20 protein-coding genes and 1 tRNA gene are annotated in these 25,131 nt (G+C 69.9%); 14 read left to right on the plus strand and 7 right to left on the minus strand.

Annotated elements, in window-relative coordinates:
• Positions 1 to 152: 152 nt before the first annotated feature.
• The 9 genes from QM720_RS10055 to QM720_RS10095 all read left to right on the plus strand — a co-directional run bounded on the left by QM720_RS10055 (position 153) and on the right by QM720_RS10095 (position 8,574).
• Positions 153 to 1,034 (plus strand): ParA family protein, encoded by an 882-nt coding sequence (locus QM720_RS10055; RefSeq protein ID WP_415126117.1) that lies wholly within the window; start codon positions 153 to 155, stop codon positions 1,032 to 1,034.
• Positions 1,018 to 1,830, plus strand: a complete 813-nt coding sequence (locus QM720_RS10060) for a segregation and condensation protein A (RefSeq protein WP_415126119.1) — start codon at positions 1,018 to 1,020, stop codon at positions 1,828 to 1,830. Before QM720_RS10055 ends, QM720_RS10060 begins: the two co-directional genes overlap by 17 nt.
• The gene (scpB, locus tag QM720_RS10065) at positions 1,820 to 2,485 is read left to right on the plus strand and encodes an SMC-Scp complex subunit ScpB (protein ID WP_415126121.1); all 666 of its coding nucleotides are present in this window, start codon (positions 1,820 to 1,822) and stop codon (positions 2,483 to 2,485) included. Before QM720_RS10060 ends, scpB begins: the two co-directional genes overlap by 11 nt.
• The gene (locus QM720_RS10070; protein ID WP_415126123.1) at positions 2,482 to 3,279 is read left to right on the plus strand and encodes a pseudouridine synthase; all 798 of its coding nucleotides are present in this window, start codon (positions 2,482 to 2,484) and stop codon (positions 3,277 to 3,279) included. Before scpB ends, QM720_RS10070 begins: the two co-directional genes overlap by 4 nt.
• Positions 3,276 to 4,382 (plus strand): prephenate dehydrogenase, encoded by a 1,107-nt coding sequence (locus QM720_RS10075; protein ID WP_415126125.1) that lies wholly within the window; start codon positions 3,276 to 3,278, stop codon positions 4,380 to 4,382. Before QM720_RS10070 ends, QM720_RS10075 begins: the two co-directional genes overlap by 4 nt.
• Positions 4,379 to 5,065: a (d)CMP kinase gene (gene cmk, locus QM720_RS10080; protein ID WP_415126127.1), complete on the plus strand. Its 687-nt coding sequence runs from the start codon at positions 4,379 to 4,381 to the stop codon at positions 5,063 to 5,065. The genes QM720_RS10075 and cmk overlap by 4 nt, the downstream gene beginning before the upstream one ends.
• Positions 5,055 to 6,578, plus strand: coding sequence for a ribosome biogenesis GTPase Der (der, locus tag QM720_RS10085; RefSeq protein WP_415126129.1), 1,524 nt, complete (start codon positions 5,055 to 5,057; stop codon positions 6,576 to 6,578). Before cmk ends, der begins: the two co-directional genes overlap by 11 nt.
• Positions 6,579 to 7,147: 569 nt before the next feature.
• Positions 7,148 to 8,173, plus strand: a complete 1,026-nt coding sequence (locus QM720_RS10090; RefSeq protein ID WP_415126131.1) for an NUDIX domain-containing protein — start codon at positions 7,148 to 7,150, stop codon at positions 8,171 to 8,173.
• On the plus strand, positions 8,143 to 8,574 hold the full coding sequence (locus tag QM720_RS10095) for a DUF2809 domain-containing protein (RefSeq protein ID WP_415126133.1): 432 nt from the start codon (positions 8,143 to 8,145) through the stop codon (positions 8,572 to 8,574). Before QM720_RS10090 ends, QM720_RS10095 begins: the two co-directional genes overlap by 31 nt.
• An 18-nt stretch (positions 8,575 to 8,592) precedes the next feature.
• On the opposite strand, the gene QM720_RS10100 is transcribed toward QM720_RS10095, so the two are convergent.
• The 7 genes from QM720_RS10100 to QM720_RS10130 all read right to left on the minus strand — a co-directional run bounded on the left by QM720_RS10100 (position 8,593) and on the right by QM720_RS10130 (position 11,955).
• Positions 8,593 to 8,964 (minus strand): RNA-binding S4 domain-containing protein, encoded by a 372-nt coding sequence (locus QM720_RS10100; protein ID WP_415126135.1) that lies wholly within the window; start codon positions 8,962 to 8,964, stop codon positions 8,593 to 8,595.
• Positions 8,965 to 8,995: 31 nt separating this feature from the next.
• Entirely contained in the window at positions 8,996 to 9,571 is a 576-nt protein-coding gene (locus tag QM720_RS10105) for a GNAT family N-acetyltransferase (RefSeq protein WP_415126137.1), read from the minus strand.
• Between the two features lie 62 nt (positions 9,572 to 9,633).
• Complete coding sequence (locus QM720_RS10110; RefSeq protein WP_415127892.1) at positions 9,634 to 9,861, minus strand: DUF86 domain-containing protein; 228 nt, start codon at positions 9,859 to 9,861, stop codon at positions 9,634 to 9,636.
• 6 nt (positions 9,862 to 9,867) lie between these two features.
• Entirely contained in the window at positions 9,868 to 10,083 is a 216-nt protein-coding gene (locus QM720_RS10115; protein ID WP_415127894.1) for a nucleotidyltransferase family protein, read from the minus strand.
• A 163-nt stretch (positions 10,084 to 10,246) separates the two neighbouring features.
• A complete protein-coding gene (locus QM720_RS10120) occupies positions 10,247 to 11,113 on the minus strand; it encodes a nucleotidyl transferase AbiEii/AbiGii toxin family protein (RefSeq protein ID WP_415126139.1) in 867 nt (288 codons plus the stop codon).
• Positions 11,100 to 11,630: a type IV toxin-antitoxin system AbiEi family antitoxin domain-containing protein gene (locus QM720_RS10125; protein WP_415126141.1), complete on the minus strand. Its 531-nt coding sequence runs from the start codon at positions 11,628 to 11,630 to the stop codon at positions 11,100 to 11,102. Before QM720_RS10125 ends, QM720_RS10120 begins: the two co-directional genes overlap by 14 nt.
• 251 nt (positions 11,631 to 11,881) lie before the next feature.
• A tRNA-Pro gene (locus tag QM720_RS10130) sits at positions 11,882 to 11,955 on the minus strand.
• A 228-nt stretch (positions 11,956 to 12,183) separates the two neighbouring features.
• On the opposite strand from QM720_RS10130, the gene QM720_RS10135 reads away from it, so the two are divergent.
• The 5 genes from QM720_RS10135 to QM720_RS10155 all read left to right on the plus strand — a co-directional run bounded on the left by QM720_RS10135 (position 12,184) and on the right by QM720_RS10155 (position 25,084).
• A complete protein-coding gene (locus tag QM720_RS10135; protein ID WP_415126143.1) occupies positions 12,184 to 14,751 on the plus strand; it encodes a LuxR C-terminal-related transcriptional regulator in 2,568 nt (855 codons plus the stop codon).
• A gap of 232 nt (positions 14,752 to 14,983) precedes the next feature.
• Entirely contained in the window at positions 14,984 to 18,334 is a 3,351-nt protein-coding gene (locus tag QM720_RS10140; RefSeq protein WP_415126144.1) for an SdrD B-like domain-containing protein, read from the plus strand.
• Positions 18,335 to 19,827: 1,493 nt separating this feature from the next.
• A complete protein-coding gene (locus tag QM720_RS10145) occupies positions 19,828 to 22,017 on the plus strand; it encodes an ATPase, T2SS/T4P/T4SS family (RefSeq protein WP_415126146.1) in 2,190 nt (729 codons plus the stop codon).
• Positions 22,018 to 22,056: 39 nt separating this feature from the next.
• Positions 22,057 to 23,841, plus strand: a complete 1,785-nt coding sequence (locus QM720_RS10150) for a type IV pilus twitching motility protein PilT (protein ID WP_415126148.1) — start codon at positions 22,057 to 22,059, stop codon at positions 23,839 to 23,841.
• Between the two features lies 1 nt (position 23,842).
• Positions 23,843 to 25,084, plus strand: coding sequence for a type II secretion system F family protein (locus tag QM720_RS10155; RefSeq protein ID WP_415126150.1), 1,242 nt, complete (start codon positions 23,843 to 23,845; stop codon positions 25,082 to 25,084).
• Positions 25,085 to 25,131 lie beyond the last annotated feature (47 nt).

Raw genomic sequence — 25,131 nt, forward strand, 5'->3', positions numbered from 1 at the left:
CTGCATCCCCTGCGCCCGCGGCCGGTGACGATCGACGCGTGGCGGCGGGTGCCGATGCGGCGCCTGTGCGAGAATCGATCGAACCGGGTGCGTGCGGCGCCCAGGTGAGAGAGCCGGGGCGAGACAGCCCGGGTCAGAGAGCAGGAGCACCGGTGGCGGACAAGACGCGGGGGACGAAGAAGGCCTCGGGCGACACCCCGATCGGCCCGACGGGTCGTCCGTATCACGGCTTCCCGACCCCGGCCCCCCTGACCAGCCACGGCCCCGCCCGCATCATCTCCCTCTGCAACCAGAAGGGCGGCGTCGGCAAGACGACGACGACGATCAACCTGGCGGCATCCCTCGCGCAGTATGGGCGCAAGGTGCTCGCGGTCGACTTCGACCCGCAGGGTGCGCTGTCGGCGGGACTCGGCATCGCGACCCACGACGTGCCCACCGTGTACGACCTGCTGCTGGACACCAAGCGCGACCCGCACGAGGTCATCGTGCACACCGCGATCGACGGGCTCGACGTCATCCCGGCGAACATCGACCTGTCGGCCGCCGAGGTGCACCTCGTGAACGAGGTCGCCCGCGAGACGATCCTCTCGCGTGTGCTGCGCAAGGTCGCGGGGGAGTACGACGTCATCCTCGTCGACTGCCAGCCCTCGCTCGGCCTCTTGACGGTCAACGCGCTCACGGCGAGCCACGGCGTGCTGATCCCGCTGGAGTGCGAGTTCTTCGCCCTGCGCGGCGTCGCCCTGCTCATCGAGACGATCGACAAGGTGCGCGACCGGCTGAACCCGTCGATCGAGCTCGACGGCGTGCTCGCCACGATGTACGACCCGCGCACGCTGCACTCCCGCGAGGTGCTGGAGCGCGTCGTCGAGGCGTTCGGCGACGACGTGCTGGAGACCGTCATCGGCCGTACGGTGAAGTTCCCCGACGCGTCGGTGTCGGGGGTGCCCATCACGACGTTCGCGCCGGAGCACGCGGCCGCCCAGGCCTACCTGCGCCTCGCGCGGGAGCTGGTCGCTCGTGGCGCCGTCGCCTGAAGAAGAACCGGATGCCGGCGGCTTCCGCGTCTCGCTCGGCAACTTCGACGGGCCGTTCGATCTGCTGCTGACCCTCCTCGGCAAGCACGAGCTCGACATCACCGAGATCGCGCTCAGCAAGGTCACCGACGAGTTCATCTCGTACCTGGGGGGTCTGGATGCCGACGAGGAGCTGGAGCAGGCATCCGAGTTCCTTGTCGTGGCGGCGACCCTCCTCGACATGAAGGTCGCGGGGCTGCTGCCGCAGGGCGAGCTGGTCGATGCCGAGTCGGTCGCGCTCCTCGAGGCCCGCGACCTGCTGTTCGCGCGGCTGCTGCAGTACCGCGCGTTCAAGGAGGTGTCGGCGTGGTTCGAGCGCAGCATCCGCCGGGAAGACCGCCGGCACGTGCGCGCCGTGCGCCTCGACGAGAAGTACCGCCGCGCCGTGCCCGAGCTCATCTGGACGCTGTCGAAAGACGACTTCGCCGCCATCGCGATGCTCGCCTTCGCGCCGAAGGAGATCCCGCACGTCGGCCTGGACCACCTGCACGCGCCGCTCATCTCGATCCGCGAGCAGGCGGCCGTCGTCGTGACGCTGCTGCGGGATGCCGGCACCCTGAACTTCCGCGAGCTGATCGCGGGGGTGGGGCAGGCGGGCATCGTCGTGGCGCGCTTCCTTGCCGTGCTGGAGCTGTACCGGCACGCCGCCATCTCGTTCGACCAGCTGGAGCCGCTCGGCGAGTTGACGCTGCGCTGGACCGCCGAGCGCTGGTCCGAAGAGAACCTCGCCACGTTGGGAGCCGACTATGACCGATGAGCCGACCGCCGACTCCTCGACGAGCCCGGGGACCGTGTTCCCGGACGTCGAACAGGCGCGGCGAGACGAAACGTCCGAGCCGCAGCGCTCGCAGGAGCCGGTCGACGTCGCGCGACGGCTCGAGGCGATCCTGCTCGTCGTGGACGAGCCGCAGAGCCTCGTCGCGCTCGCCGCCGCCGTCGGGTCTCCCGTGCCCGCCGTCCGGCAGGCCGTCGAGGGGCTCGTCGCCGACTACGACGGCGAGGCCGCAGGCCCGCGCCGCGGGTTCGAGCTGCGCGAGGTCGGCGGCGGCTGGCGGCTGTACGTGCGCGAGGAGCACGACGACGTCGTGTCGGAGTTCGTCAACGCGCAGGCTCCCACTCGCCTGTCGCAGGCGGCACTGGAGACCCTGGCCGTCATCGCGTACAAGCAGCCGGTGACGCGCAGCCAGGTGGCATCCATCCGCGCCGTCAACGTCGACTCCGTCGTGCGGACACTCGTCGGCCGGGGCCTTGTCACCGAACTGTTCACCGACCCCGACACCGGCGCCATCAACTACGGCACGACGGACGCGCTGCTCGTGAACCTCGGGATCAACTCCCTCGACGAGCTGCCGCACATCTCTCCGCTGCTCGACGACGGATCCGACGGCTTCGACACGGAGGTGCTCCGGTGACGGCCTCTGAGCCCGAGGGCGTGCGCCTGCAGAAGGTGCTGGCGAACGCGGGGGTCGCGTCGCGGCGGGTGTGCGAGCAGTACATCGCCCAGGGGCGCGTGCGGGTCAACGGCGCCGTCGTGACCGAACTGGGGACGCGGATCGACCCGGCACGCGACCTCGTGGACGTCGACGGCACGGCGATCCAGCTCGACGCGACCAAGCGCTACCTCATGCTCAACAAGCCCACCGGGGTCGTCTCGTCGATGAAGGACGAGCAGGGCCGTCCCGACCTGCGCCGGTTCACGAAGGACTGGCCCGAGCGCCTCTACAACGTGGGACGACTGGATGCCGAGACCAGCGGACTGCTCGTCCTCACGAACGACGGCGACCTCGCGCATGTGCTGGCGCATCCGTCGTTCGGGGTCACGAAGGTGTACATCGCGAAGGTGACCGGTCGCGTGACGCCCGCGACGATCTCGCGGTTGACGAAGGGGATCGAGCTGGACGACGGGCCGATCGCGGCGGACAGGGCGCGGCTGCTCGACACCTCGGGCGGCACGAGCCTGGTCGAGCTGACGCTGCACTCGGGGCGCAACCGGATCGTGCGGCGGATGATGGCGGAGGTGGGGCATCCGGTCGTCGAGCTGGTGCGGCGCCAGTTCGGGCCGCTGCACCTGGGCACCCTCCCGGCGGGCGGGGCGCGCGAGTTGACTACAGTGGAACGCGGCGCGCTGCTGACCATCGCGCGCGAGGCTGCCGCTCCCTCCCGGAGCCCCGAGGCGCCCACGACCCCCGAGGCGGAGAAGAAGTGACCGACCAGCGCACCCGTGCGGCACGCACGTCCGGTACGGTGCGCGTCGTCGGTGCGGGCCTGCTCGGGTCGAGCATCGGGCACGCGCTGCGCGCGCTGGGCGTCGACGTCGTGCTCGCCGACGCCTCGCCCGCGCAGCTGCGGCTGGCGATCGACTACGGCGCCGGACGCGCGGCGCACGGCGACGACCGTCCCGCGCTCGTCGTGGTCGCCGTTCCGCCGGACGTCGTCGCCGACGTCGTCGCACGCGAGCTCGCCGCCTACCCGGATGCCGTCGTCACCGACGTCGCGAGCGTCAAGCTCGACCCCCTCGCCGCGCTGCGAGGGCGCGGCATCGACCTCACGCACTACATCGGGTCGCATCCGATGGCCGGGCGTGAGCGCGGCGGGGCGATCTCGGCGCGCGCCGACATCTTCGTCGGCCGGCCGTGGGTCGTGTGCCGCGACGACGAGACCCCGGCATCCGACCTCGCCCTCGTGGAAGGGCTTGCGCTCGATCTCGGTGCGACGCCGATCGAGATGACGCCCGAAGAGCACGACCGCGCCGTCGCGCTCGTGTCGCACGTGCCGCAGCTCGTGGCGTCGCTGCTGGCCGGGCGCTTCGTCGACGCCCCCGACGACCTGCTGCGCCTGGCCGGGCAGGGCGTGCGCGACACGACCCGCATCGCCGCATCGGCGCCCGAGCTCTGGGTGCAGATCCTCGGTGCGAACTCGGCACCGGTGGTCGATGTGCTCGACGCGCTCGCCGACGACCTGCGCGACGTCGCCGACGCGCTGCGCGCCCCCGACACGCCCGGAGCACGGCGCGCCGTCGCCGACACGATCCGTCGCGGCAACGACGGCGTCGAGCGTCTGCCCGGCAAGCACGGGCAGAACCGTCGCTTCGAGAGCCTCGTCGTCATGGTCGACGACACCCCCGGCCAGCTGGGCCGGCTGTTCGGCGAACTCGGCGACCTCGGCATCAACGTCGAGGATCTGCGGCTGGAGCACTCGCCGGGCGCCCAGTTCGGCCTCGCCGAGATCAGCGTCGCACCGAGCGTCCTGCATCACGCGCAGGAGGGTCTCGTGGCCCGCGGCTGGAAGATTGCGAGCATCCCGTCATGACGTTCACCGTCGCCGTCGACGGCCCGGCCGGGTCGGGCAAGTCCAGCGTCTCGAAGCAGGCCGCGCGCCGGCTCGGGTTCGGCTACCTCGACACCGGTGCCGCGTACCGCGCCCTGGCCTGGCATGTGATCGAGCAGGGCGGCGACACCGCGGATGCCGATGCGGTGCGGGCCGCGGCGGCCGATTTCCCGTACGCCATCTCGCTCGACCCCGACGACTACTGGGTGCGGGTCGGCGGGGCCGACGTGACCGCGGCGATCCGCGAGCCGCGGGTGTCGGCCGCCGTCAGCGGCGTCGCGCGGGTGCCCGCCGTGCGCGAGCAGGTGAACGCGCTGTTCCGCGCGCTCGTCGACGACTCCGGCCGCCCGGGCGTCGTGGTCGAGGGCCGCGACATCACGACCGTCGTCGCCCCCGACGCGCCGGTGCGCATCCTCCTGACGGCGTCGCCGTCGGTGCGCGCGGCGCGGCGCAGCGCCGAGCTGACGACGCAGGATGCGGCATCCGTCGCCGACGCCCTGCACCGCAGGGATGCCGCCGACAGCCAGGTCGTCGACTTCCTCACCGCCGCGGCAGGCGTGACGGTGGTCGATTCGACCGATCTCGATTTCACGCAGACCGTGGATGCCGTCCTGGACATCGTCGCGGCCGCGTCACAGCAGCAGGGAGGCTCGCATGAGCGCTGAAGACGAGTACGAGGGTGGCGCCGACCACCTCGAAGAGAAGCTCGCGGACCTCGACGAGGAACTGGCCGACCAGCGCGCGGCGGCGCTGCGCGAGTCGCTCGCCGACTACGACCTCGACGACGACGACGCGTACCTGCTGGCCGGGCTCACCGCCGGAGGCGAGGTCGTCGAGATGCTGCCGGCGCTGCCGGTCGTCGCGATCGTGGGGCGGCCGAACGTCGGCAAGTCCGCGCTGGTCAATCGCATCCTCGGGCGCCGCGAGGCCGTCGTCGAGGACACGCCGGGCGTCACGCGCGACCGCGTGACCTACAAGGCCGAGTGGATGGACCGGAAGTTCACGCTCGTCGACACCGGCGGGTGGGAGCCCGACGCGCGCGGCATCGACCGCTCGGTCGCGGCGCAAGCCGAGGTCGCGATCGACCTGTCCGACGTCGTGCTGTTCGTCGTGGACGCCATGGTCGGCGCGACGGCGACCGACGAGGCCGTCGTGCGGCTGCTGCGCAAGACGCGCAAGCCGGTGTTCCTCGTGGCGAACAAGATCGACGATGCCCGGCAGGAGCCCGAGGCCGCGGCGCTGTGGAACCTAGGACTGGGGGAGCCGCATCCGGTGTCGGCGATCCACGGGCGCGGCGTCGCCGACCTGCTCGACGAGGTCATGAAGGTGCTGCCGGAGGTCTCGGCGGTCGCCAAGAACGAGCTGGGCGGGCCGCGCCGCGTCGCGATCCTCGGGCGCCCCAACGTCGGCAAGTCGTCGCTGCTGAACAAGGCGGCCGGTGAGGAACGGGTCGTCGTCAACGAGCTGGCCGGCACGACGCGCGACCCGGTCGACGAGATCGTGGAGCTGGGCGGAAAGCTCTGGCGGCTCGTGGACACCGCCGGCATCCGTCGCCGGGTGCACCTGCAGCAGGGCGCGGACTTCTACGCGTCGCTGCGCACGTCGGCCGCGCTGGAGAAGGCCGAGGTCGCCGTCGTCGTGCTCGACGTGACGCAGCCGGTGAGCGAGCAGGACGTGCGGATCATCGACCTCGTGCTCGAGTCGGGGCGTGCCCTGGTGCTGGCCTTCAACAAATGGGACCGGCTGAACGACCTCGACATGGAGAACATCGATCGGCGCCGGTACCTCGAGCGGGAGATCGAGCAGGATCTCGCGCACGTCGCGTGGGCGCCGCGGGTGAACCTGTCGGCGCGCACCGGGCGGCACCTCGACAAGCTCGTGCCCGCGCTCGAGACGGCGCTGGAATCGTGGGATCAGCGCATCTCGACGGGCAAGTTCAACGCGTTCCTGGCGGAGCTGGTCGCCGAGCACCCGCACCCGGTGCGCGGCGGCAAGCAGCCGCGCATCCTGTTCGGGACGCAGGCGGCGACCCGGCCGCCGACGTTCGTGCTGTTCACGACCGGGTTCCTCGACCCCGGCTACCGTCGCTTCATCCAGCGGCGCCTGCGCGAGCTGTTCGGCTTCGAGGGCACGCCCATCGTGCTGAACATGCGGGTGCGCGAGCGCCGGCAGCGCTGACGCGGCGCGGGTGCGACGCCGGCGGCGTGTGTGCGGCGGCGGCGTGTGTGCGGCGGCGTGTCGGTGTGGTGGCGCTTTGGCGGGTCGGCGCGCGTTGCGAAAAACGGATATGTCGCGAAATACGGACGGTTGGGGCCGTCGGCATCCGTTTCTCGCGATTCTTCCGTTTTTCGCGACACGGGGATGCCGGCGGGTGGGGCATGCCGGGGCATGGCGCATGCCGGGGGATGGCGCATGCCGGGGCATGGCGCGGTGGCGGATGCCGGGGCATGGCGCGGTGGCGGATGCCGGGGCATGGCGCATGCCGGGGGCGCGGTGCGGCGCGATGCGGGCGGCGGCGGCGCGGCGGGTGTCGCGCGCGCCGGGCGGGGCGGCTCTTTCATCCGTCGCACAGTGCCCTCATCCCGGCGTGTGGCGATGGTTTGGGACGGATGAACGGGCTGCCGCTCCATTCGTCCGTCGCAAAGTGCGGCCATCCGGCGCGGTGAGCGCGCTGTGCGACGGATGAAACCGTACGTGCCGTGACGCCGCAGGCCTCACGGCGGCGGCACGTGTGACAGGCTGGCAGGGTGACGATCGTCCCGCCCGCGCCCGGTGAGCCCCGTCGCCCGCAGGGGCCGCGCGACCCCGGCGACGCCTGGGTGGTGACCTCCGACGGCACCCGGTACTGGGGCCGGTTCGGTGCGGCCGGGCTGCTCGCGGTCGACCCCGAGCGCGGAGTGCTGCTGCAGCACCGCGTGGCCTGGAGCCACTTCGGCGACACGTGGGGGCTGCCCGGCGGCGCTCGACACGCGGGCGAGACAGCGCGCGCCGCCGCGCTGCGCGAGTCGGCCGAAGAGGCCGGTGTGCCCGCCGATGCTGTCCGCCCGCGGCTCATCAGCGTCTTCGACGCCGAGGCGTGGACGTATTCGACCGTGGTCGCCGACGTCGTGGAGTCGTTCGAGCCGGTCATCAGCGACCCGGAGAGCCGCGAGTTGGCCTGGGTGCCCGTGGAAGCCGTCGACTCCTACCCCCTGCATCCGGGGTTCGCCGCGTCGTGGCCGCGACTGCGAGTCCTGTTGCCGGTGCGTCCCGCGGTCGTCGTCGATGCGGCGAACGTCGTCGGCTCGGTGCCCGACGGGTGGTGGAAGGATCGCGCCGGCGCCGCAGCGCGGCTGCTGACCGAGGTCGGCGCGCTCGCCTCGCGCGGGATGGATGCCGGGGTGCTCGACCTGCCGGAGCGCACCTGGTTCCCCGAGGTGCACGTCGTGTTGGAGGGCGCGGCGCGTGGCGCGGCCGACGTCCCAGCGGCCGACGCCCCTGGAGCCAACGTCCCTGGAGCCGACGTCCCAGCGGCCGACGCCCCTGGAGCCAACGTCCCTGGAGCCGACGTCCCTGGAGCCAACGGTCGTGGAGCCAACGGTCGTGGAGTAGAGGTCGTGCGGGCGGAGGGCCACGGCGACGACGCGATCGTCACCGTCGCCGAGCGGCTGATCGCCGCGGGTCGCGCGGTGACGGTGGTCACCAGCGACCGGGGTCTCGGCGAGCGCGCGGCGGGTGCCGGCGCCGCCGTGCGGCCGGTCTCGTGGCTGCGCGGGCAGCTGCCGGCGCGATGACGCCGGTGCGGCGGATCTCCGCGGCGGTCGTGCTGCTCGCGGTGGTGGCGGCCGGGCTGGGCGTGCATCTGATGCTGCCCGACTCGGCGGCCACAGACATCGCCGGCGATGCGCTGTACGTCGCCGCGGTCTACGCCTGCGCGGTGGTGCTCGCGCCGCGGGCGCGACCGGTGATCGTCGGCGCCCTGGTACTGGCGTGGTGCGTCGCCGTCGAGTTCTTCCAGCTGACGGGTCTTCCGATGGCGTGGGGATCCGGGTTTCCGCCGATCATGCTCGTGCTCGGGACGGTCTTCGACCCGCGCGACCTGGCGGTCTACGCCGTCACGGCGGTGGTGCTGGTGGCGGCGGATGCCGCGGTCCGCCGCGCCGCGATCCGACGGCACGGCGGCGCGGGCAACTGAGCGCAGCCGGCCACGCGGCTACTGCTCGCGACCGCGCAGGCGGTCGATGTCGCGGCGTTCGCGCTTGGTGGGGCGGCCGGCGCCGCGGTCGCGGACGGCGAGCTGGGCGACGGGCTCACGCACGGGCGTGCGGTCTTCGGCGGCCAGCGCCACCAGCGGCGCCCCGACCCGCTTGACGAGCAGTTGCCGCACAATGAGGATGCGGTCGAACCCCGCGATCCGTACGCGCACCTCGTCGCCGATCCGCACCGGCTGGGCGGCTTTCGCCTTGTCGCCGCCGATGCGCACGTGCCCGGCCCGGCACGCGGTCGTCGCGGCGGATCGGGTCTTGTAGACGCGCACGGCCCACAGCCACGCGTCGATCCGCACGGATGCCGGGGACTCGCTCACCCCATCGATTCTGCCCTGCCGGCGGCCGCCGTCACACCGTCAACGACACGATGGGGCGCGCCGGCGCGGGACGGGCGACCTCGGTGAACCCGGCATCCAGGAACGTCGACAGTGCGCCGTGGTACAGGTCGTTCGACGACGTCTTCTTCACCGTCGTGTCGACGGGGTAGCCCTCGATCACCCGCGCCCCGTGCCGGCGCGCGTGGGTGACGGCGGCGTCCAGGAGTTCGCCGGCGATGCCCTCGCCGCGATGCTCGCGCCGCACGACGAAGCAGGTCACCGCCCAGACCGACGGGTCGTCCATCGGCTCGGGGGACTGCTGGAGGTTGCGGTTGTGCGCGATGCGTGGCTGTGCGGTGCGCGGCGCGACCTTCACCCACCCGACCGCCTCGCCGCCGGCGTACGCGACGAGGCCCGAGACGGGTGCGATGCGCAGATCGTCGCGGAGCATCTCGCGGCGCTGACCCGTCGTGGTCGTCTGCCAGTCTTTGCCGCGCAGCATCCACCACTGACACCAGCACGACGCGCCGTCGCCACCCCCGGTGAGTGCGTGTTCGACGTCGCCGAAACGTTCGACGGATGCCGACTCGATCACGATCTCGCTCATGACCCCGACGGTACTCCCCGCGTGGGACATCGGGTGGGGTCGTCGGTGACCGCTCCACAGCGTCACGTACGTTGGAGCCGAATCGCCGCTGCCAACGGCACGAGCTCATCGTCGAGAATCTCGATGACGAGTGCCGGCTGAACCCGGAAGTACTCGTGCACGACCACATTTCGGAGGCCCGCGATCGACGCCCAGGGGACTGCGCTGATCGACGCGAGGCTCCTCCTCGGGAAGCGCGCGCGCTGCCTCCCCGATGACGGCGAGGATGTCAGCGAAGCGCTCCTCGGCAGATCGACTCACAGTGCGATCATGTCGCGTCGCGCGGTCGCCGAGACCGGATCGCGCAACAGCTCATCCGTGACGACGTCCACGTCTACACCAAAGAGGCGACTGAGCTCCTCACCGATTCCCGCGACACGAAGCAGGGGATTGCCACCTGCGGGATCGAGGTCAACGAGCAAGTCGACGTCGCTCTCCAGACACGCGTCGCCTCGAGCAACCGATCCGAAGATCCGCGGATTGGCGGCACCTTAACGAGCGAGCACGCCGGCGAGCTCGACGCGGTTGGCGTCGACGATCGCGCGCAGCGCGCTCGTTCGCTCGGTGACGGTCGACATGACGACAGGATACGACCACACGAGATCCGGGTGCTGGTCCCCGCAACGTCATCGCGGGTTATCGGCCAACGACGAAACCCAACAGACCTGCCGCGGCTGGCTCTTCCCACGCCAGGGAAGAAAAGTTCCATTGCAATCGGTCGGTCTTGCCTGCGAGGACCGGCTCAACGAAGGTCAAACATGTTGCGAGCAGGTCGGCGAAACTCACCGGGGTCGACTGATCGAGCCTCTGCTTCCTCCGCCAGACCTCCCACTTGCGCTGCGCGAGTGCTCGCATATGTGACAGCAATGGGCCGAGTGGCTCCAGCTCAACATGGCGGTAGCGGGCGACAACACCGATCGCTTCCTGCAGGTCCGCACCTTCGACACTTCGGGAGTGGGCGATGGCCGCAATGTCGGTGAAGTCTCTCCAGCGAGTGTTCTGCTCTCCGCGTTCGAGCGCGGTGACGATCTTTTCCGCAAGCACCATGTGGTCCGGGTACCCGAGGAGTCGCAGCCTGCCACCCCACAGGAGTGGCAGGACCGCCTCTGTGGGTGCAGGCCAGATCGGGTCACCGAAGTTCACATCAATGTGCAGCGCGACCTGTGCCGTTGCCAACCGGGCAGTCATCTTGACCCGCACGCCGTTGTAGTCGGCTTCGTCGCGGGTCTGCGCACCGCTGACCGAGTCCTCATCGAATTCGAGCCCGTCCTCACGCTGGGCTGCGAGGATGTTACGCACGCGCTGTTCGACCTCGGGGATATCGTTCGCGAAACCGCGCGCAGCGAAGTCGATGTCGCGAGTCGGTCGACGTTCAGCAAAGGCCGCCATAAGCACACCGCCTTTGAGGACGAAGTCTGAGGCGAACTCTGATGCTGCGAGCCGTGCGAGGAAACCCTCCAGCGCGTAGAGGGTGATGTACTCGGCAGGGTCACGATCCTGCAACCTTGAGTAGCCGCGCGGGCGTGTTCCCTCTTCGGCGAAGCCAGCGCCTCAGCGCCTCGTGTGCGACATCGCTGCCTTCTTGGTGCATGAGCCGGAAGCAGTCGACGATGGTCCGCTCCGCCGAGTAAATTGCGACCCCCGCGCCTTCTCCGACGTCAACGTGCTCGCGTCCGATCGGAAAGGTCTTCGGGTCGAAGCTATGCCAACTCACGTTCGTCAGTCCGGCGGGCTGGTGGGTTCCACGTGGCAACGCGATGTCGGAGGCGAAAGGGATCGCATCGCTCAGATCATGGTGGACAAGAGCGCTCGTCAGGCACAGTGTTGCATCGTCTCGCAGCGCAGTTGCAGCGGCGAGCGCAGTGAAGGCTGGCGGGATGACATCGGGGCGCACGTAGACGCCACGCCCCACGCGCTCGATCTCGTCCCGGTCGAGCAGCGAGTAGACCTGGTCCTTGCTGAGACCCGCTGCGCGCGCGTCCTCGAGCGTGAACACAGACGCAAGCTCGTTCACGGCCACAGAACCCTCCTAACTCCTGACACATCAAGAGGATCTGTAGGCAGTTAGGCGGGCAAGGGACCTCTGTGGAACGTGGGTGCTGGTCTCTTGGTCGGCACACCCTGAGCCTGGATTCACCGATGAAGTTTGGATGTTGAGCGGGAGTCGTGACGCAGAAATGCCCCTCGGATCAGGGAACTCTTTCGGAGTCCCACGCCGTTTCCGCCAACGACGAAGCCCCGGCAGATCCTCAGATCTACCGGGGCTTTCTGTCGGGATGACAGGATTTGAACCTGCGACCCCCTGACCCCCAGTCAGGTGCGCTACCAAGCTGCGCCACATCCCGTTGTTGTCGCCCGAGAGGGCAACCCGACCAGCTTACAGGGTCTGCACGGATGCCGTGTCGGGGCGGCGGCGCATCGCACGGGGGCGGGGCGGCCCGCCGACACGGCCCGCGGGCACTGGCAACCGGCATCGGCGCCGGGCACGTGATAGGAAGGAGGGCATGGCGGGGGATGGCTCGGACCTGGCAACGGTTGCCGGGGTGGTGGGTCGTCCGCGGCTGTATCGGGTCTTGGATGCCCCAGATGTGCGGGTGTGCGTCGTCCAGGGGCCGAGCGGCAGCGGCAAGACGACGCTGCTGCGCAACTGGACCCGGTGCAGCGCCCAGGCCTCGCGGACCTGGGTATCGCTCAGCGCCGCCATCAACACCCGGCAGGCGTTCTGGCATCATCTGCTCAACAGTGCGACGCGACTGGGCGATGTGGATGAGGCTGACGCCGCGGCGATCCGTGAGCAGCTGAGCGTCGCCAGCGATCCGGTGCGGCTCGCGAGCAACCTGATCGCTGAGGCGGGGCCGGTCGTCATCGTGCTGGACGCTTACGAGAACCTCGGCGATGCGCAGGGCGCTGTCGACGCCGATCTCGCGCGTCTTGTGCGTGTGGCGCCCGACCTGCGATTGGTGATCACGACGCGCGCTCGCACGACGCTGATGGATCTCGTCCTTCCCGACGGCATCGTCCGCGTGATTTCGCTGAGCGAGCTGGCGCTGACCGCCGATGAGGTCGCCGACCTGATCGCGATGCGCACCGGCATCCACGATCACGCGCTGTCGGCGTCGGTCGCGGCCGCGACCCGCGGGTTCGCGCTCACCGTGCAGGCCGTCGTGCTCGTCCTGGCGCAGCTGGGCTCGGTGCCGCACCTGGAATCGCGGGAGTGGAGCACCGTGCTGGCGACGAGGCTGGAGTCGCTGCTGCCGGATCAGGTCGCGGTCCAGTTCGTCACCGACACCAGCGTGCCGCCGTACGTCGACGCGGAGCTTGCCGCGCGGCTCGGCGGGAGCGACGACGGCGTCGGGGACGCGTCGCGGATGTTCGACATGCTCGAGCGCAACGGATTCGGCCGCTGGATCCCGTACAGCAGACACCACTCGGTGTTCCAGTACGTCGACACCATCCGCGACAGCTTCCGCGCGAAGGCCGAGGAGGATGCCGATCGATTCCGCCGGTTGTGCACGACGACGGCGCTGTGGCTGCTGGAGAACGAAGAGGTCGTCGACCAGGCGCTGCAGTTCGCGATCGATGCCGGCGACTACGCACTGGCCGACCGGGTGTTCGTCTCGGTGGTCATCACCAACCCGGACAGCTACATCACCGACCGGTTCCTGGGTGCGCTCAGTCGCGTGCCCGAGGAGCTGCTCGGCGACCATCCGATGCTCGCCTTCGGTCTTGCCCTGGCCCTCGCGGGAAACCTGAACCGCCGCGGAGAGTCGCCGCGCGTGGCGGAGCTCGCCGTCGCCTCCACCGCCCGCCCGGCCTACCTCGAGCCCTCGCTGGATGCGTTCGTCGTCGACAGCATGCAGGCCATCGCGCGCCGGCTCGCCCTGCGGTTCCGTGATTCGTCGGACGCCAGCCTCCGCGTGATCGGCACGCTCGATGCGATCGCCCCCGAAATCCTCGAGGTCTTCGGCGAACACGTCGGGACGATTCTGCGCCAGCTGAGCTACTCGCTGTGGCAGGGCGGCCGGATCGGCGAGGCGATGGCCGCGGTCAACAGGTCGGTCGCGCTGTGCCCCGACCAGAAGACCCGGAACTGCTCGATCGTCTACGCCGCGGGCATCAGCGCATTCGCCGGTGAGACGACGCGCGCCGCGGCGTTCGCCGCGTCGGTGGATGCCGTGGCATGGCCGACGGCGCTGCGGCAGTCGTTCATGAACGGCCCGGGCGTGATCGCGGAGGGGTATGCGCGGCTCGACGCGCTCGACTTCTTCGGTGCGATCGAGGTGCTGAAGGATGCCGGCACCTACCTCGAGACGGCGGAGTTCTGGGCCTTCTTCGCCGGGGTCGCGCTCGCCGCCCGCCACGGCGCCGGTCAGGCCCAGGCCGAGGCGGAGCGGGTCTCACGGGAACTGGCGGCGACCGTGCCGCGCCCCGGCATCGGCGACAACGTCGCCACACAGCGGCTGCACGCCGTCCTCGCGTTCGCGTGGCTCGCCTGCGGCGACGTGCGGGCCGCAACCGATGCGCTCGTCGCCCAGCCCGCCGACAGCCCCTACGTGGCGGCGGCGCGGATCGCCGTGCTGATGGCCACCGAGCGCGACAAGAACGCGTTCGCCGCCGCACGTTCGCTGCTGGATCTGCCGGGACACACGGTGCGCACTCTCGCCGAGACCCACACGCTCGGCGCCGTCGCGGCGCTGCGGTGCGGCGACACCGAGGCGGCGTGGTCGTGGCTGACCGCCGCGGCATTGGCGTGGGAGTCGTACGGCCCCCGCGTGCATGTCGCGCTGCTGCCCTCTCGCTTCCGGCAGCAGTTGCGAGAGTTCGCCGGGCTGCGCCAGGTGCCGCTGATCCAGCGGTACCTCGACGTGCCCGCCCCGCTCGCCCCGCAGGCGCTGCACGCCGCGAACGTGCTGTCTCCGCGCGAGCGGATCGTCCTCGGCGAGCTCGTCACGCACGGCAGCGCGCGCGCCATCGCCGAGGCGCTGGTCGTGTCGCCGCACACGGTCAAGACGCAGCTGCAGAGCATCTACCGCAAGCTCGGGGTGACGTCGCGGGCATCGGCCCTCGTCGCCGCCCGCGAGCTGGGCCTGCTCGGCGAGACGGAGCCCCAGGCTCCCGCGGTCGGCGACCAGCACCGCTGACCGATTCATCCCGGTACCAAATACCGGCATCCCGGTGTGAACTCGGTCCGAACCGCTGATATCGCGCGCGTGGCTTGCGCCAGGATCGGAACGCTACCCCCCATTGCATCTGGAGAGTTCCTTGTCTGCTACCGCTTTCGCCGCCGAAAGGCCGTCACGAATCCGGGCACATCGCGCGCTGTCGCTGTGTCTTGCCGTCCTCCTCGCGCTCGCGGGCGCGATCGGATTGCCGATGGCTGCGCACGCAGCGACGACCGGGATCACGGCCAACATCCTGCTCGGAAACGAGACTTACGACGGCACGACCGTCGTCAACGAGGGTGACACGCTGACCCTGCGGGTGCAATACGACTCGACGGTCACCCCCGGATCGACCGTCGTGTTCGACCTCGGTGCAGCGGTCACCCTGACCGGGGTGCCGGCCGCGAACACCGCGATCGCGTCGGTCGTGCAGACCGGCAACTCCGTCGCGGTCACGTTCCGCGACCCGTGGCCTGCGGATGTCAATCAGGGCGTGTTCGACCTGACGTTCCTCGTCAACGACGTGGATGCCAGTGCGAAGACGCCGCTCACCTGGGAGATCGACGGCGAACAGAGCTCGGTCGAGGTGATCGTCCGCAACTCCGGCGACCAGTTCGCGAACGTCAGCGAGGGATACGCGAAGGGCGTCTCTCCGGCGAACCTCGACAGCTACGTGAGCGTCGTGAACGGCCAGGTCGTGCTGAACCCGGCCGTCGCCGACCAGGAGCTGACCTACACGCTGACGGTGAACTCGCCCGATGCCCGGACCGACTTCCCGATCACCGACCAGCTCCCGGCCGGTTTCGGGTACGTCTCGGACTCGTTCTCGGGGCAGCTGACCCAGTGGGATGCCGATGGCCTCAACCGCACGACCGATGCGTTCGCGTTCGACCCGACGGTGACCGGCAACGCGTTCTCCGGCACGGTCGACGTGCCCGGTCCGTCCGTGCTCCAGCTGACCTACCGTGTCACCGTCACCGACGTGGCGGCGCTGCAGGCGCAGCTGCAGACGCAGTACGAGGCGCTGAACGGTGGCACCGGCACCTTCCAGATCACTCCGACCAACACGGCCGGGTTCGACGGAACGGAGCGCACGGCGTCGGTGCGGCTGCGCGGCACGGTCGCCGGCGTCAACATCGGTCAGGCGTTCGCCAAGACCGCCGACTGGTCGACGAAGAACGTCGAGGCCGATGACGACGGCACCCTCACCCCGGCTGCCGACATCACCTACACGCTGCGGGCCGACCTGCGGCAGTGGACGGGCGAGCCCAACTTCATCCTCGACCGCAACGTGGTCATCAGCGACACCCTGCCCGCCCAGGCGACCTGGAACACGGGCGACGCCGACTTCATCACCGCCAGCGGCATCGTGCTGACCGAGGCGACGACCTGCCCGGCGACCGCCGATGCGTTCGCCGACGACGCGTACGTCGGCCAGTACTGCCTCAACGGGCAGCAGCTGCTCGTCAACGTCGGCAAGGACAACACCACCAACGCCACCATCGCGGTGAAGGCGCAGCTGACCACGGTCACCGGCCTGACCCAGACCGGCAGCACCACCGTCGAGGACGCCACGCCGTACCTCCTGCGCAACGACGCACTGTACAACTACCGCTCCGGCAGCCCGTACACCGCCCGGCGCGATGTGACGGTCGTCGTGCTGCCCGACTCGGGAGAGGGGCTCAACGACTCGAGCGTGTTCACCAAGACCGGAACCGCGCAGGAGACCGCGATCGACCCGGGCGACAGCGTGACGGTCGACTACACGCTCGCCGTCGCCGCGGGCAAGGGCATCGACGCGCGCACCAGCCGGATCGTGGACTACGTCGACGGTGACGTCTTCGACGTCACGGATGCGGCGTCCATCGCCGTGTCGGGCTCTTACGACGGCCAGGCGCTCGCGGCCAGCGACTTCGTCCTCAGCGTCGACGCCGACGGCAACCTCGTCATCGAGCTGAGCGCGTCGGGCAAGGCGGTCGTGGACGCCCGCGGCGCAGACCGTGCCTACGTCGTGAACCTCAGCCTGACGAGCACGCCGTTCGAGGGCAAGGTGACCAAGACGATCACCAACCGTGCCACGCTGTTCGGCGCCGACGGCGACCCGCTGTACTGGTCGGAGACCGGCACCGAGGCGACGTCGTTCGGCGACGAGGCCGAGGTGCGCAAGCGCCTGTACGACTCGGCCGACGCGGACTGGACCGACACGCTGAACGCGCAGACCGACGGCGAGGGCAACCTCGTGCAGGACATCTTCGTCTACCGCATCGAGTTCCTCCCGCACGGCAGCTATGACAACGTCGTGATCGTGCCCGTCATCGACGTGCTGCCGGGCGCCGTGGAGTTCGTCGGATTCGTCAGCGAGGCCGATGCGGCCACCGGGGCGAACGCGACGGCGGGCCCCGTTGACATCGGCGGCAACCTGGTCGCCTCGTACGATGACGCGACGGGCACCGTGACGATCGCACAGCAGTCGGGCACCGTGCTCGACGCCGACAGCGCGATCGCGGCGTACTTCGCCGTGCGCGTCGACGACGCCTCCGTGCCGATCGTCAACCGCATCGGTGACTCCACCGCGACCATCGTGCCGCTGAAGAAGGTGTCGGTCGGCGACTACGTGTGGGTCGACACCGATCGCGACGGCCGGCAGGATCCGGACGAGCCCGGCATCCCGGGCGTGGTCCTCACCATCGTCGGCCCCGACGGCCAGCCGGTCACCGACGTGAACGGCAACCTGGTCGGCCCGACCACGACGGGCCCGAACGGCGAGTACACGTTCGAGAACCTGCCGGCACTGACGGGGGAGCAGACCTACACCGTCAGCATCGACCGCACGGCCTCGGCGGCGGCCCTCGCCCCGTACGTGCCGACGACGGCCGGCGAGGGCGACCGTGCCGGCGACTCGTCGACGTGGGAGGCGACGACCGAACCGGGCGATCTGTCCGAGGACGGCGACCGCGACCCCACGCTGGACTTCGGGTTCGTGCTGAAGACGTACGCCATCGGCGACTACGTCTGGATCGACGCCGACAAGGACGGCGTGCAGGATGCCGACGAGACGCCGCTGGCCGGCGTCACCGTCGAACTGCTCGACGCGGATGGCACGGTGCTGGCCACGACGACGACCGACGCGAACGGTCGCTACGTGTTCGACGAGCTGACGGCCGGCACCTACCGGGTGCGCTTCACGCTGACCGATGCCCAGAAGACGCTCTACGAGTTCACGAGCCGTGATTCCGGATCGGATGACGGCGCCGACTCCGACGCCGATCCCGACACGGGGCTGACCATCACCGTCGTGCTCGACGATTCGAACGAGGCGCTGACCGGCGACTACGAGTACCGCGAGATCCGTGCGTCGCAGGGCATCGACCCGACGTGGGACGCCGGCGTCATCGTCAAGACCGTGGCGGCCGTCGTCGAGCCGACCGGGACCGCCTCCAGCGCGTTGGCGAACACCGGCGGCACGATCCCCTTCGGCGTGCTGGGCACCGCGTTCGCGCTGCTCTTCGGCGGAGGTGTGCTCTGGATGACCGCCCGGCGCCGACCCGCGAAGGATCGCTGAGCGCCGATCTCCGTCTCCCGTGACGACGGGTGCCGCCGGGCCTGAACCCGGCGGCACCCGTCGTCACCGTTGAGGCGCCGGCGCGAAGCGCCTGAGTTGCGCGCCGTTGTCCGTGTCTGTCGAGCCCGCCCACGCTGGGGTTCGGACGGGCGCAGGCAACGGCGCACGGCCGCCCTGCCGAGTGAATACGTGAGCGAGTGGGCGCACCCGGCCCTGCGCCGCGACTGCCTACGGTGTCCAAGGCGCAACGGTCAATGCGTCTCACACGATGCTGTCGGAGGCGACCAGCGCGGCAAGCATCTATGTCGGCATGACCCGAGGCCGCCAGACGAACCACCTCCACATCGTTGCGGAGAACCTGGCCATGGCCCGGTGCAGCTCGTCTCCGACGAACTCGCCCCCGTCTACTGAACCGTCCGGCAGTGTCGAGGCGAGCGCGCACACCCAGACGATTCGGGCACAGGTGCGCGAGACACGGGGTGAACCCCCGCACTACCGAGACGTTGCCCGTGTGGGCAGCGCCGCAGGCCGAGCATCGTGCCGGGGCTGACCCGCGCGTTATCGGTGCCGCCCAACATGTCGAGGCCCCGAGAGGCGACCGCGCTGGGATGCGGCAGCGTTGCGAGCAGGAGCGTCGGGCGTTGCTGGTCAGTGAGGACGGAGCCGAATAAGCCCGCCGCAACCAGCTCGGAATGCGTGTCACCACCCCGCACCGCCAAGCGCGGGATGCCACCAGTCGCGCGGACATGCTGCGCGCCGAGGCCGACGGCCCGTGACGTCCGACGGATCCAGGTCAAGCGCGTCCCGCTACGTCGCGCCGTCGCATCCCCTTTCCGACCTCTCCCGTGCGTGAGAAACCACATCGCGCATGAGAAACTACTTCTGCGATGGTTTCTCATGCGGGAACTGGTTTCTCACGCGGCGCGCGGGTCACAGCGGGTAGCGGCGGCGCAAAGTGTGAGAGGCATCTCATCTTCGCGGCGGGCTGGAGGCGGCGTGCGTGCCGCTCGGCGCGCTGCCTCGGGTGAGCGGTCGATAGGTGCTCGAAGAGCTTCGATTGTGTGCTTTTCATCAGGGTATTTTCTGGCTTGAACGGCGAGCGATCGTGCCGGGGCGCAGTGTCCCGCATTCGGCAAGTAACTTCTTTTTCACGCGAATCTCAGGTTCGGAGTTGACACCAACATGAGAGATCTCTAATGATTGGTTATGGGAGAGGGAAGCCTCGCGGCGGCTCTTCTCACAGCTCAGCACCACCTCGCTCTGACCCCCCGCAGGACGAGAAACCAAACCGATGTGATCACCCCCCGGAGCGCATCGTCGAGGTGTCGAGCGATGTGGCCGGGGCGAGGAAGAGGACGCGCATGCGTCACCCGATCGTCGCCCCGTGTTGCGAGAAGAACCGCCGCGAGGCCCAGCTTCTGGGTCGGGCCCCCACCGACTCGTACGGACGCAACACGTAGGTCCACCCCCCAAGGCTCAGGAGAGGAGCGTCGATGTCCAGCGGAGATCTGATCTGGCAGTCGCTTCTTGCCGGCCGTAGCGATGCCCCCGAATTCGCGCGGCTCACTGAGATCCGGACCCCGCTTGCGGTCCCGCCTCCCACCTTTTCCGTCGAGCAGGATCTCGACGACACGGTCGCCGCAGAGGCGCTGGCCACCACCGCCGGACCCGAGCCGGCGGTGGTGGACCCGGTGTTCGACGAGCAGCCGACCTTCAAGGAGTCGGACTTCGACGCGCTGCTGCGCGGGGAGATGCCGCTCGACCAGGACGAGCAGGCCGACACCGCGGACCTCGATGCCGACTTCGCCGACCTCGACCTCTCCGAGCCCGCCGACACGGCGTTCCTTTCCGAGCCGGTCGAGACCGAGTCCGCCGGCGAGGCTGAGCCCGAGGCGGCCTTCGTCGCCGCGCCGGCATCCGAAGACGCGGAAGACACCGCGCCGGAGCCGGTAGACGAACCCGAAGAGGAGATCGACCCGCTCGGCTGGGTCGACGCGCTGACGAACTCGTTCGCGCACCCGGACGAGACGTTCCCCGGCCCGACGGTCGTCTCCTCCGTCCCCGGGAACGACGGCGCCGATGAGACCGAGGATGCCGCATCCGCCGAGGAGTTCGTCGAGCCCGAGCCCGCCCCCGAGCCGCAGACGCCGCGCGAGCGCGCCGCGGCGCTGGCCGGTCGCCTGGGTCTCGCATACGTCGACCTCACCGAGTTCGCGGTCGACACCTCCGTCGTCGGGCTGGTCCCCGACGCGATGTCGCGTCGCCACGTCGTGCTGCCGATCGCTCGCGCCGGCGAACGCATCATGGTCGCCGTCGCCGACCCCGAGAACGTCGTCGTGCTCGACGACGTCGCGACGGTCGTGCGCGGACAGATCGTGCCGGTCGTCGCCGAGCCCGAGGCCATTCTCGCGGCCATCGACCGCTATCATCGCGCCGACGCCGAGCTGCAGGAGCTGACCTCCGCGTTCACGGCCGAGTCGGATGCCGACCCCTTCAGCCAGGACGTCGCCGATTCCGGCACCGACGAGGCTCCGATCATCCGCTTCGTGAACCTGACCATCAGCCAGGCGATCGTCGACCGTGCCTCCGACATCCACATCGAGCCGATGCGCGACGAACTGCGCGTGCGCTATCGCATCGACGGCGTGCTGACGACGGTGCAGCGCGTACCGCGCTCGATGATCCCCGGCGTCATCAGCCGCATCAAGGTCATGGCCGAGCTCGACATCGGCGAGCGGCGCAAGCCGCAGGACGGCCGCATCTCGGTCGCGCACTCCGGTCGCACCGTCGACCTGCGTGTCGCGACGCTCCCCACCGTGTGGGGCGAGAAGGTCGTCGCCCGTGTGCTCGACGCGCCCGTCGCCAGCCTGAAGCTGTCCGACCTGTCGATGCTCGACCGCAACATGGACGTGTTCCAGAAGAGCTTCTCCAAGCCCTACGGCATGATCCTCGTGACGGGCCCGACCGGCTCGGGCAAGTCCACGACCCTCTACACGACGCTCGCGACGGTCTCCAAGCCCTCGATCAACGTCATCACGGTCGAAGACCCGGTCGAATACCGCATGGCGGGCATCAACCAGGTGCAGGTCAACCCCAAGGCCGGCATGACCTTCGCCGCCGCGCTGCGCTCTATCCTGCGATCCGACCCCGATGTCATCCTCATCGGCGAGATCCGTGACGAGGAGACGGCGAAGATCGCCATCGAGTCGTCGCTGACCGGTCACCTCGTGCTGTCGACGCTGCACACCAACGACGCGCCCAGCTCGGTCACCCGCCTCATCGAGATGGGCGTGGAGCCCTTCCTCGTGGGATCGGCGCTCGACTCGGTGGTCGCCCAGCGTCTTGCGCGCCGCCTGTGCGAGAAGTGCAAGACCTCGGGGCCGGCGACCGAGATGGAGCTGCGCATCGTCGGCGTGCCGCTGACCGGTGAGGAACCGCCGGTCGTCTACCGTCCGGTCGGGTGCTCGCAGTGCTCGAACACCGGCTACCGCGGCCGCATCGCGCTGCACGAGGTCATGGCCGTCGACGAGGAGATCGAGCGTCTCGCCTCGGAGAACGCACCCGCCGCGGTGATCGCCGCCCACGCCGAATCGACCGGCATGGCCCGCCTGCGCGGCGACGGCTGGGCCAAAGTGCTTCTCGGTCACACCTCGATCGAGGAGATCCTTCGCGTGACGCTGTAGGCGATGGACAGCAGACTTCTCCCCCCGGAAGGCTATGAAATGGTGATGGATGACGGCGGATACGCCCCGGTGACGGGCGGTTCGCGCTTCAAGGAACTGTTCGGCGGCAACGACGTCGATCCTGAGCTGCGCTCGTTCCTCGACGGGATGCCGGGCGTCACCCTGCCCGCCGACGACCGCCGCGGCGGCTCCGGCCTCGACTTCGATGTCGCCGGCCGCGTCGCAGCGCCGGCATCGGTCGCCCCGACGGCGTCCGCCCCGACGGCGTCCGCCCCGACGGCGTCGCGCGACGCGGGGAGCGCCTTCGACGCGCTGCTGCGGCCGCCGGCGTCCTCCCCGGCACAGTCGGGGGAGCAGGCGCCGACGTGGTTCGTCGATGGCCCGCCCGCCACCCGCGCCGCGGCACCGACCCGCGCCGCCGCGCCGGCGGCAGCCGCGCCGGTCGCGCGCGCCGCCGCGCCGACGCGTGCCGCCGCAGCCTCCCCGGCAGCGCCGCAGCCGCCGGTCGCGGGCACGGCCGTGCCGGCCTCCACCATGGCCCCGGCATCCGTCGCCCCGCCCGCGTCCGCCGCCTCCCCGGATGCCGGCCGCCGCGCCACGACGCCGGCACCGGCCGAGTCGGCGTCGCCGCTGCAGCGTCGCGCCGCCGAGGTCGACGCCGTGATGCTCACCCAGAACCCCGACATGGACCCCGAATTCATCCGCGCCGTGCGCGCGGTGCTGGAGACGGGCGCGTCGGACCTGCACCTGTCGGCCGAGACGACGCCGGTCGTCCGCCTCGACGGTCAGCTGCAGTCGGTTGCGGGCACGACGGTGTGGGATCGTGCCCGCATCCGTCGGGTGATCGAGGGGTTCGTCCCCGCCGAGCAGATGCAGGAGTTCGACAAGTCGCTCGAGCTCGACCTCGCCTACGCGGTGGGGGACATCGCCCGATTCCGCGTAAACATCTTTCAGGACCAGCGTGGCCTCGGCGCCGCCCTGCGCATCATCCCGACCGAGATCAAGTCGGTCGCCCAGCTCGGCCTGCCGCGCGAGCTCGTGGAGCTGGCGAACCTGCCGCGTGGGCTCGTGCTCGTGTGCGGCCCGACCGGCTCGGGCAAGTCGACGACGCTCGCGGCCATCATCGACCGCGCGAACTCGACGCGCGCCTCGCACATCATCACGGTCGAAGACCCGATCGAGTTCCTGCACCACCACAAGCGCGGCATCATCAACCAGCGCGAGGTCGGCGCCGACACCCACGGGTTCGGCGAGGCGCTCAAGCGCGCGCTGCGGCAGGACCCCGACATCATCCTCGTCGGCGAGATGCGCGACCTGGAGACGATCTCGACGGCGCTGACCGCCGCCGAGACCGGTCACCTCGTCTTCGCCACTTTGCACACGCAGGATGCCTCGCAGACCATCGACCGCATCATCGACGTCTACCCGGCGCACCAGCAGGCGCAGGTGCGCACCCAGCTCGCCGCGACTCTGCGCGCCGTCGTGGTGCAGACCCTGATCCGCAAGGCCGGCGGCCGCGGCCGCACGGTCGCCACCGAGGTCATGTTCTCGACCCCGGCCATCCAGGCCCTCATCCGCGCGGGCAAGACGCACCAGCTGCGCACGAGCCTGCAGGCGGGCACCGAGCTGGGCATGCACACCCTCGACCAGGATCTGGCACGGCTCGTGCTGGGCGGCGAGATCGAGTACGCCGACGCGCTGGAGCTGGCGCAGGACGTCACCGAGTTCGACCAGCTCGTGCGCAATCGCGGGCTGAACCGTCAGGCGTTCGGCGATTTCATCCCCGAAGGATCGCGCCAGGTCGTCGGCGCAGGAGGAAACTGACATGGCCGACGCAGCAGTCGCACAGTGGACCTATAAGGGCATCGACCCGACCGGCAAGAAGGTCAAGGGCGTGCTCGAGTCGCCCTCCGAGGCGGGGGCGATCCGCCAGCTCAAGGCGCAGGGGGTCATTCCCGACAAGCTGGAGCAGAAGGGCGGCGGCACCGGCCTGCAGAAGGAGATCACGATCCCGGGGATGGAGCGGTATCCGTCCCTGAAGGACATGGCGCTGATGTCGCGGCAGATGGCGACGATGGTGGGCGCGGGTGTGTCGATCCTGCGCGCCCTGTCGATCGTCACGAGCCAGACCGAGAACCCGATGCTCACCCGCACGCTCGGTGAGATCACGGGGAAGGTCGAGGGCGGCACCGCGCTGTCGTCGGCGCTGGAGGAGCATCCGCTCGTGATCCCGCCGCTCATGGTGCACCTGATCCGCGCCGGTGAGACCGGCGGCTTCCTGGACAAGTCGCTGCTCATGGTGGCCGACAACTTCGAGGCCGAGACGAAGCTGCGCGCCAAGGTGAAATCGGCGCTGACCTACCCGATCGTCGTGCTGTGCGTGGCGTTGCTGGCCGTCGCCGCCATGCTGATTTTCATCGTGCCGGTGTTCGACAAGATGTTCCAGGATCTCGGGGCCACGCTGCCCGCACCGACGCAGTTCCTCGTCGACATGTCGCACGCCATGCCGATCGTCGCACCGGTCACGATCGTCGTGATCATCGCGACGAGCATCTGGTGGCGACGCAACAAGAACACCGACCGGGTGCTGCGCGTCGTCGACCCGATCAAGCTCAAGGTGCCGGTGTTCGGCAAGCTGAACACGAAGATCGCCCTCACCCGGTTCGCCCGCAACTTCTCGACGATGATCGCCGCCGGCGTGCCGATTCTGCAGTCGCTGTCGATCGTCGGCGCAACCTCGGGCAACTATGTCGTCACCGACTCGCTGGAATCGGTGTCGGAGCAGGTGCGGCAGGGCCGGCCCATCGCCGAGGCGCTCGGCGGTGCGCCGATCTTCCCCGACATGATGGTGCAGATGGTCGGCATCGGCGAGGAGTCCGGCGCGATCGACACGATGCTCGAGAAGACCGCGAACTTCTACGACGACGAAGTGCAGACCATGAGCTCGCAGCTGACGGCGATGCTGGAACCGCTCATGATCGTGTTCATGGGTGGCCTCCTGGGCTTCATGATCGTCGCGCTCTACATGCCGATGTTCATGATCTTCCAGTCCATCCAGAACATGTAGCCCGCTCGGCGCCTGCCGCCGCGCTGCGTACTTGGCAGCATCCGGGG

Source organism: Microbacterium sp. (assembly GCF_047602155.1).
In the GTDB taxonomy this organism is placed as follows: Bacteria; Actinomycetota; Actinomycetes; order Actinomycetales; family Microbacteriaceae; genus Microbacterium.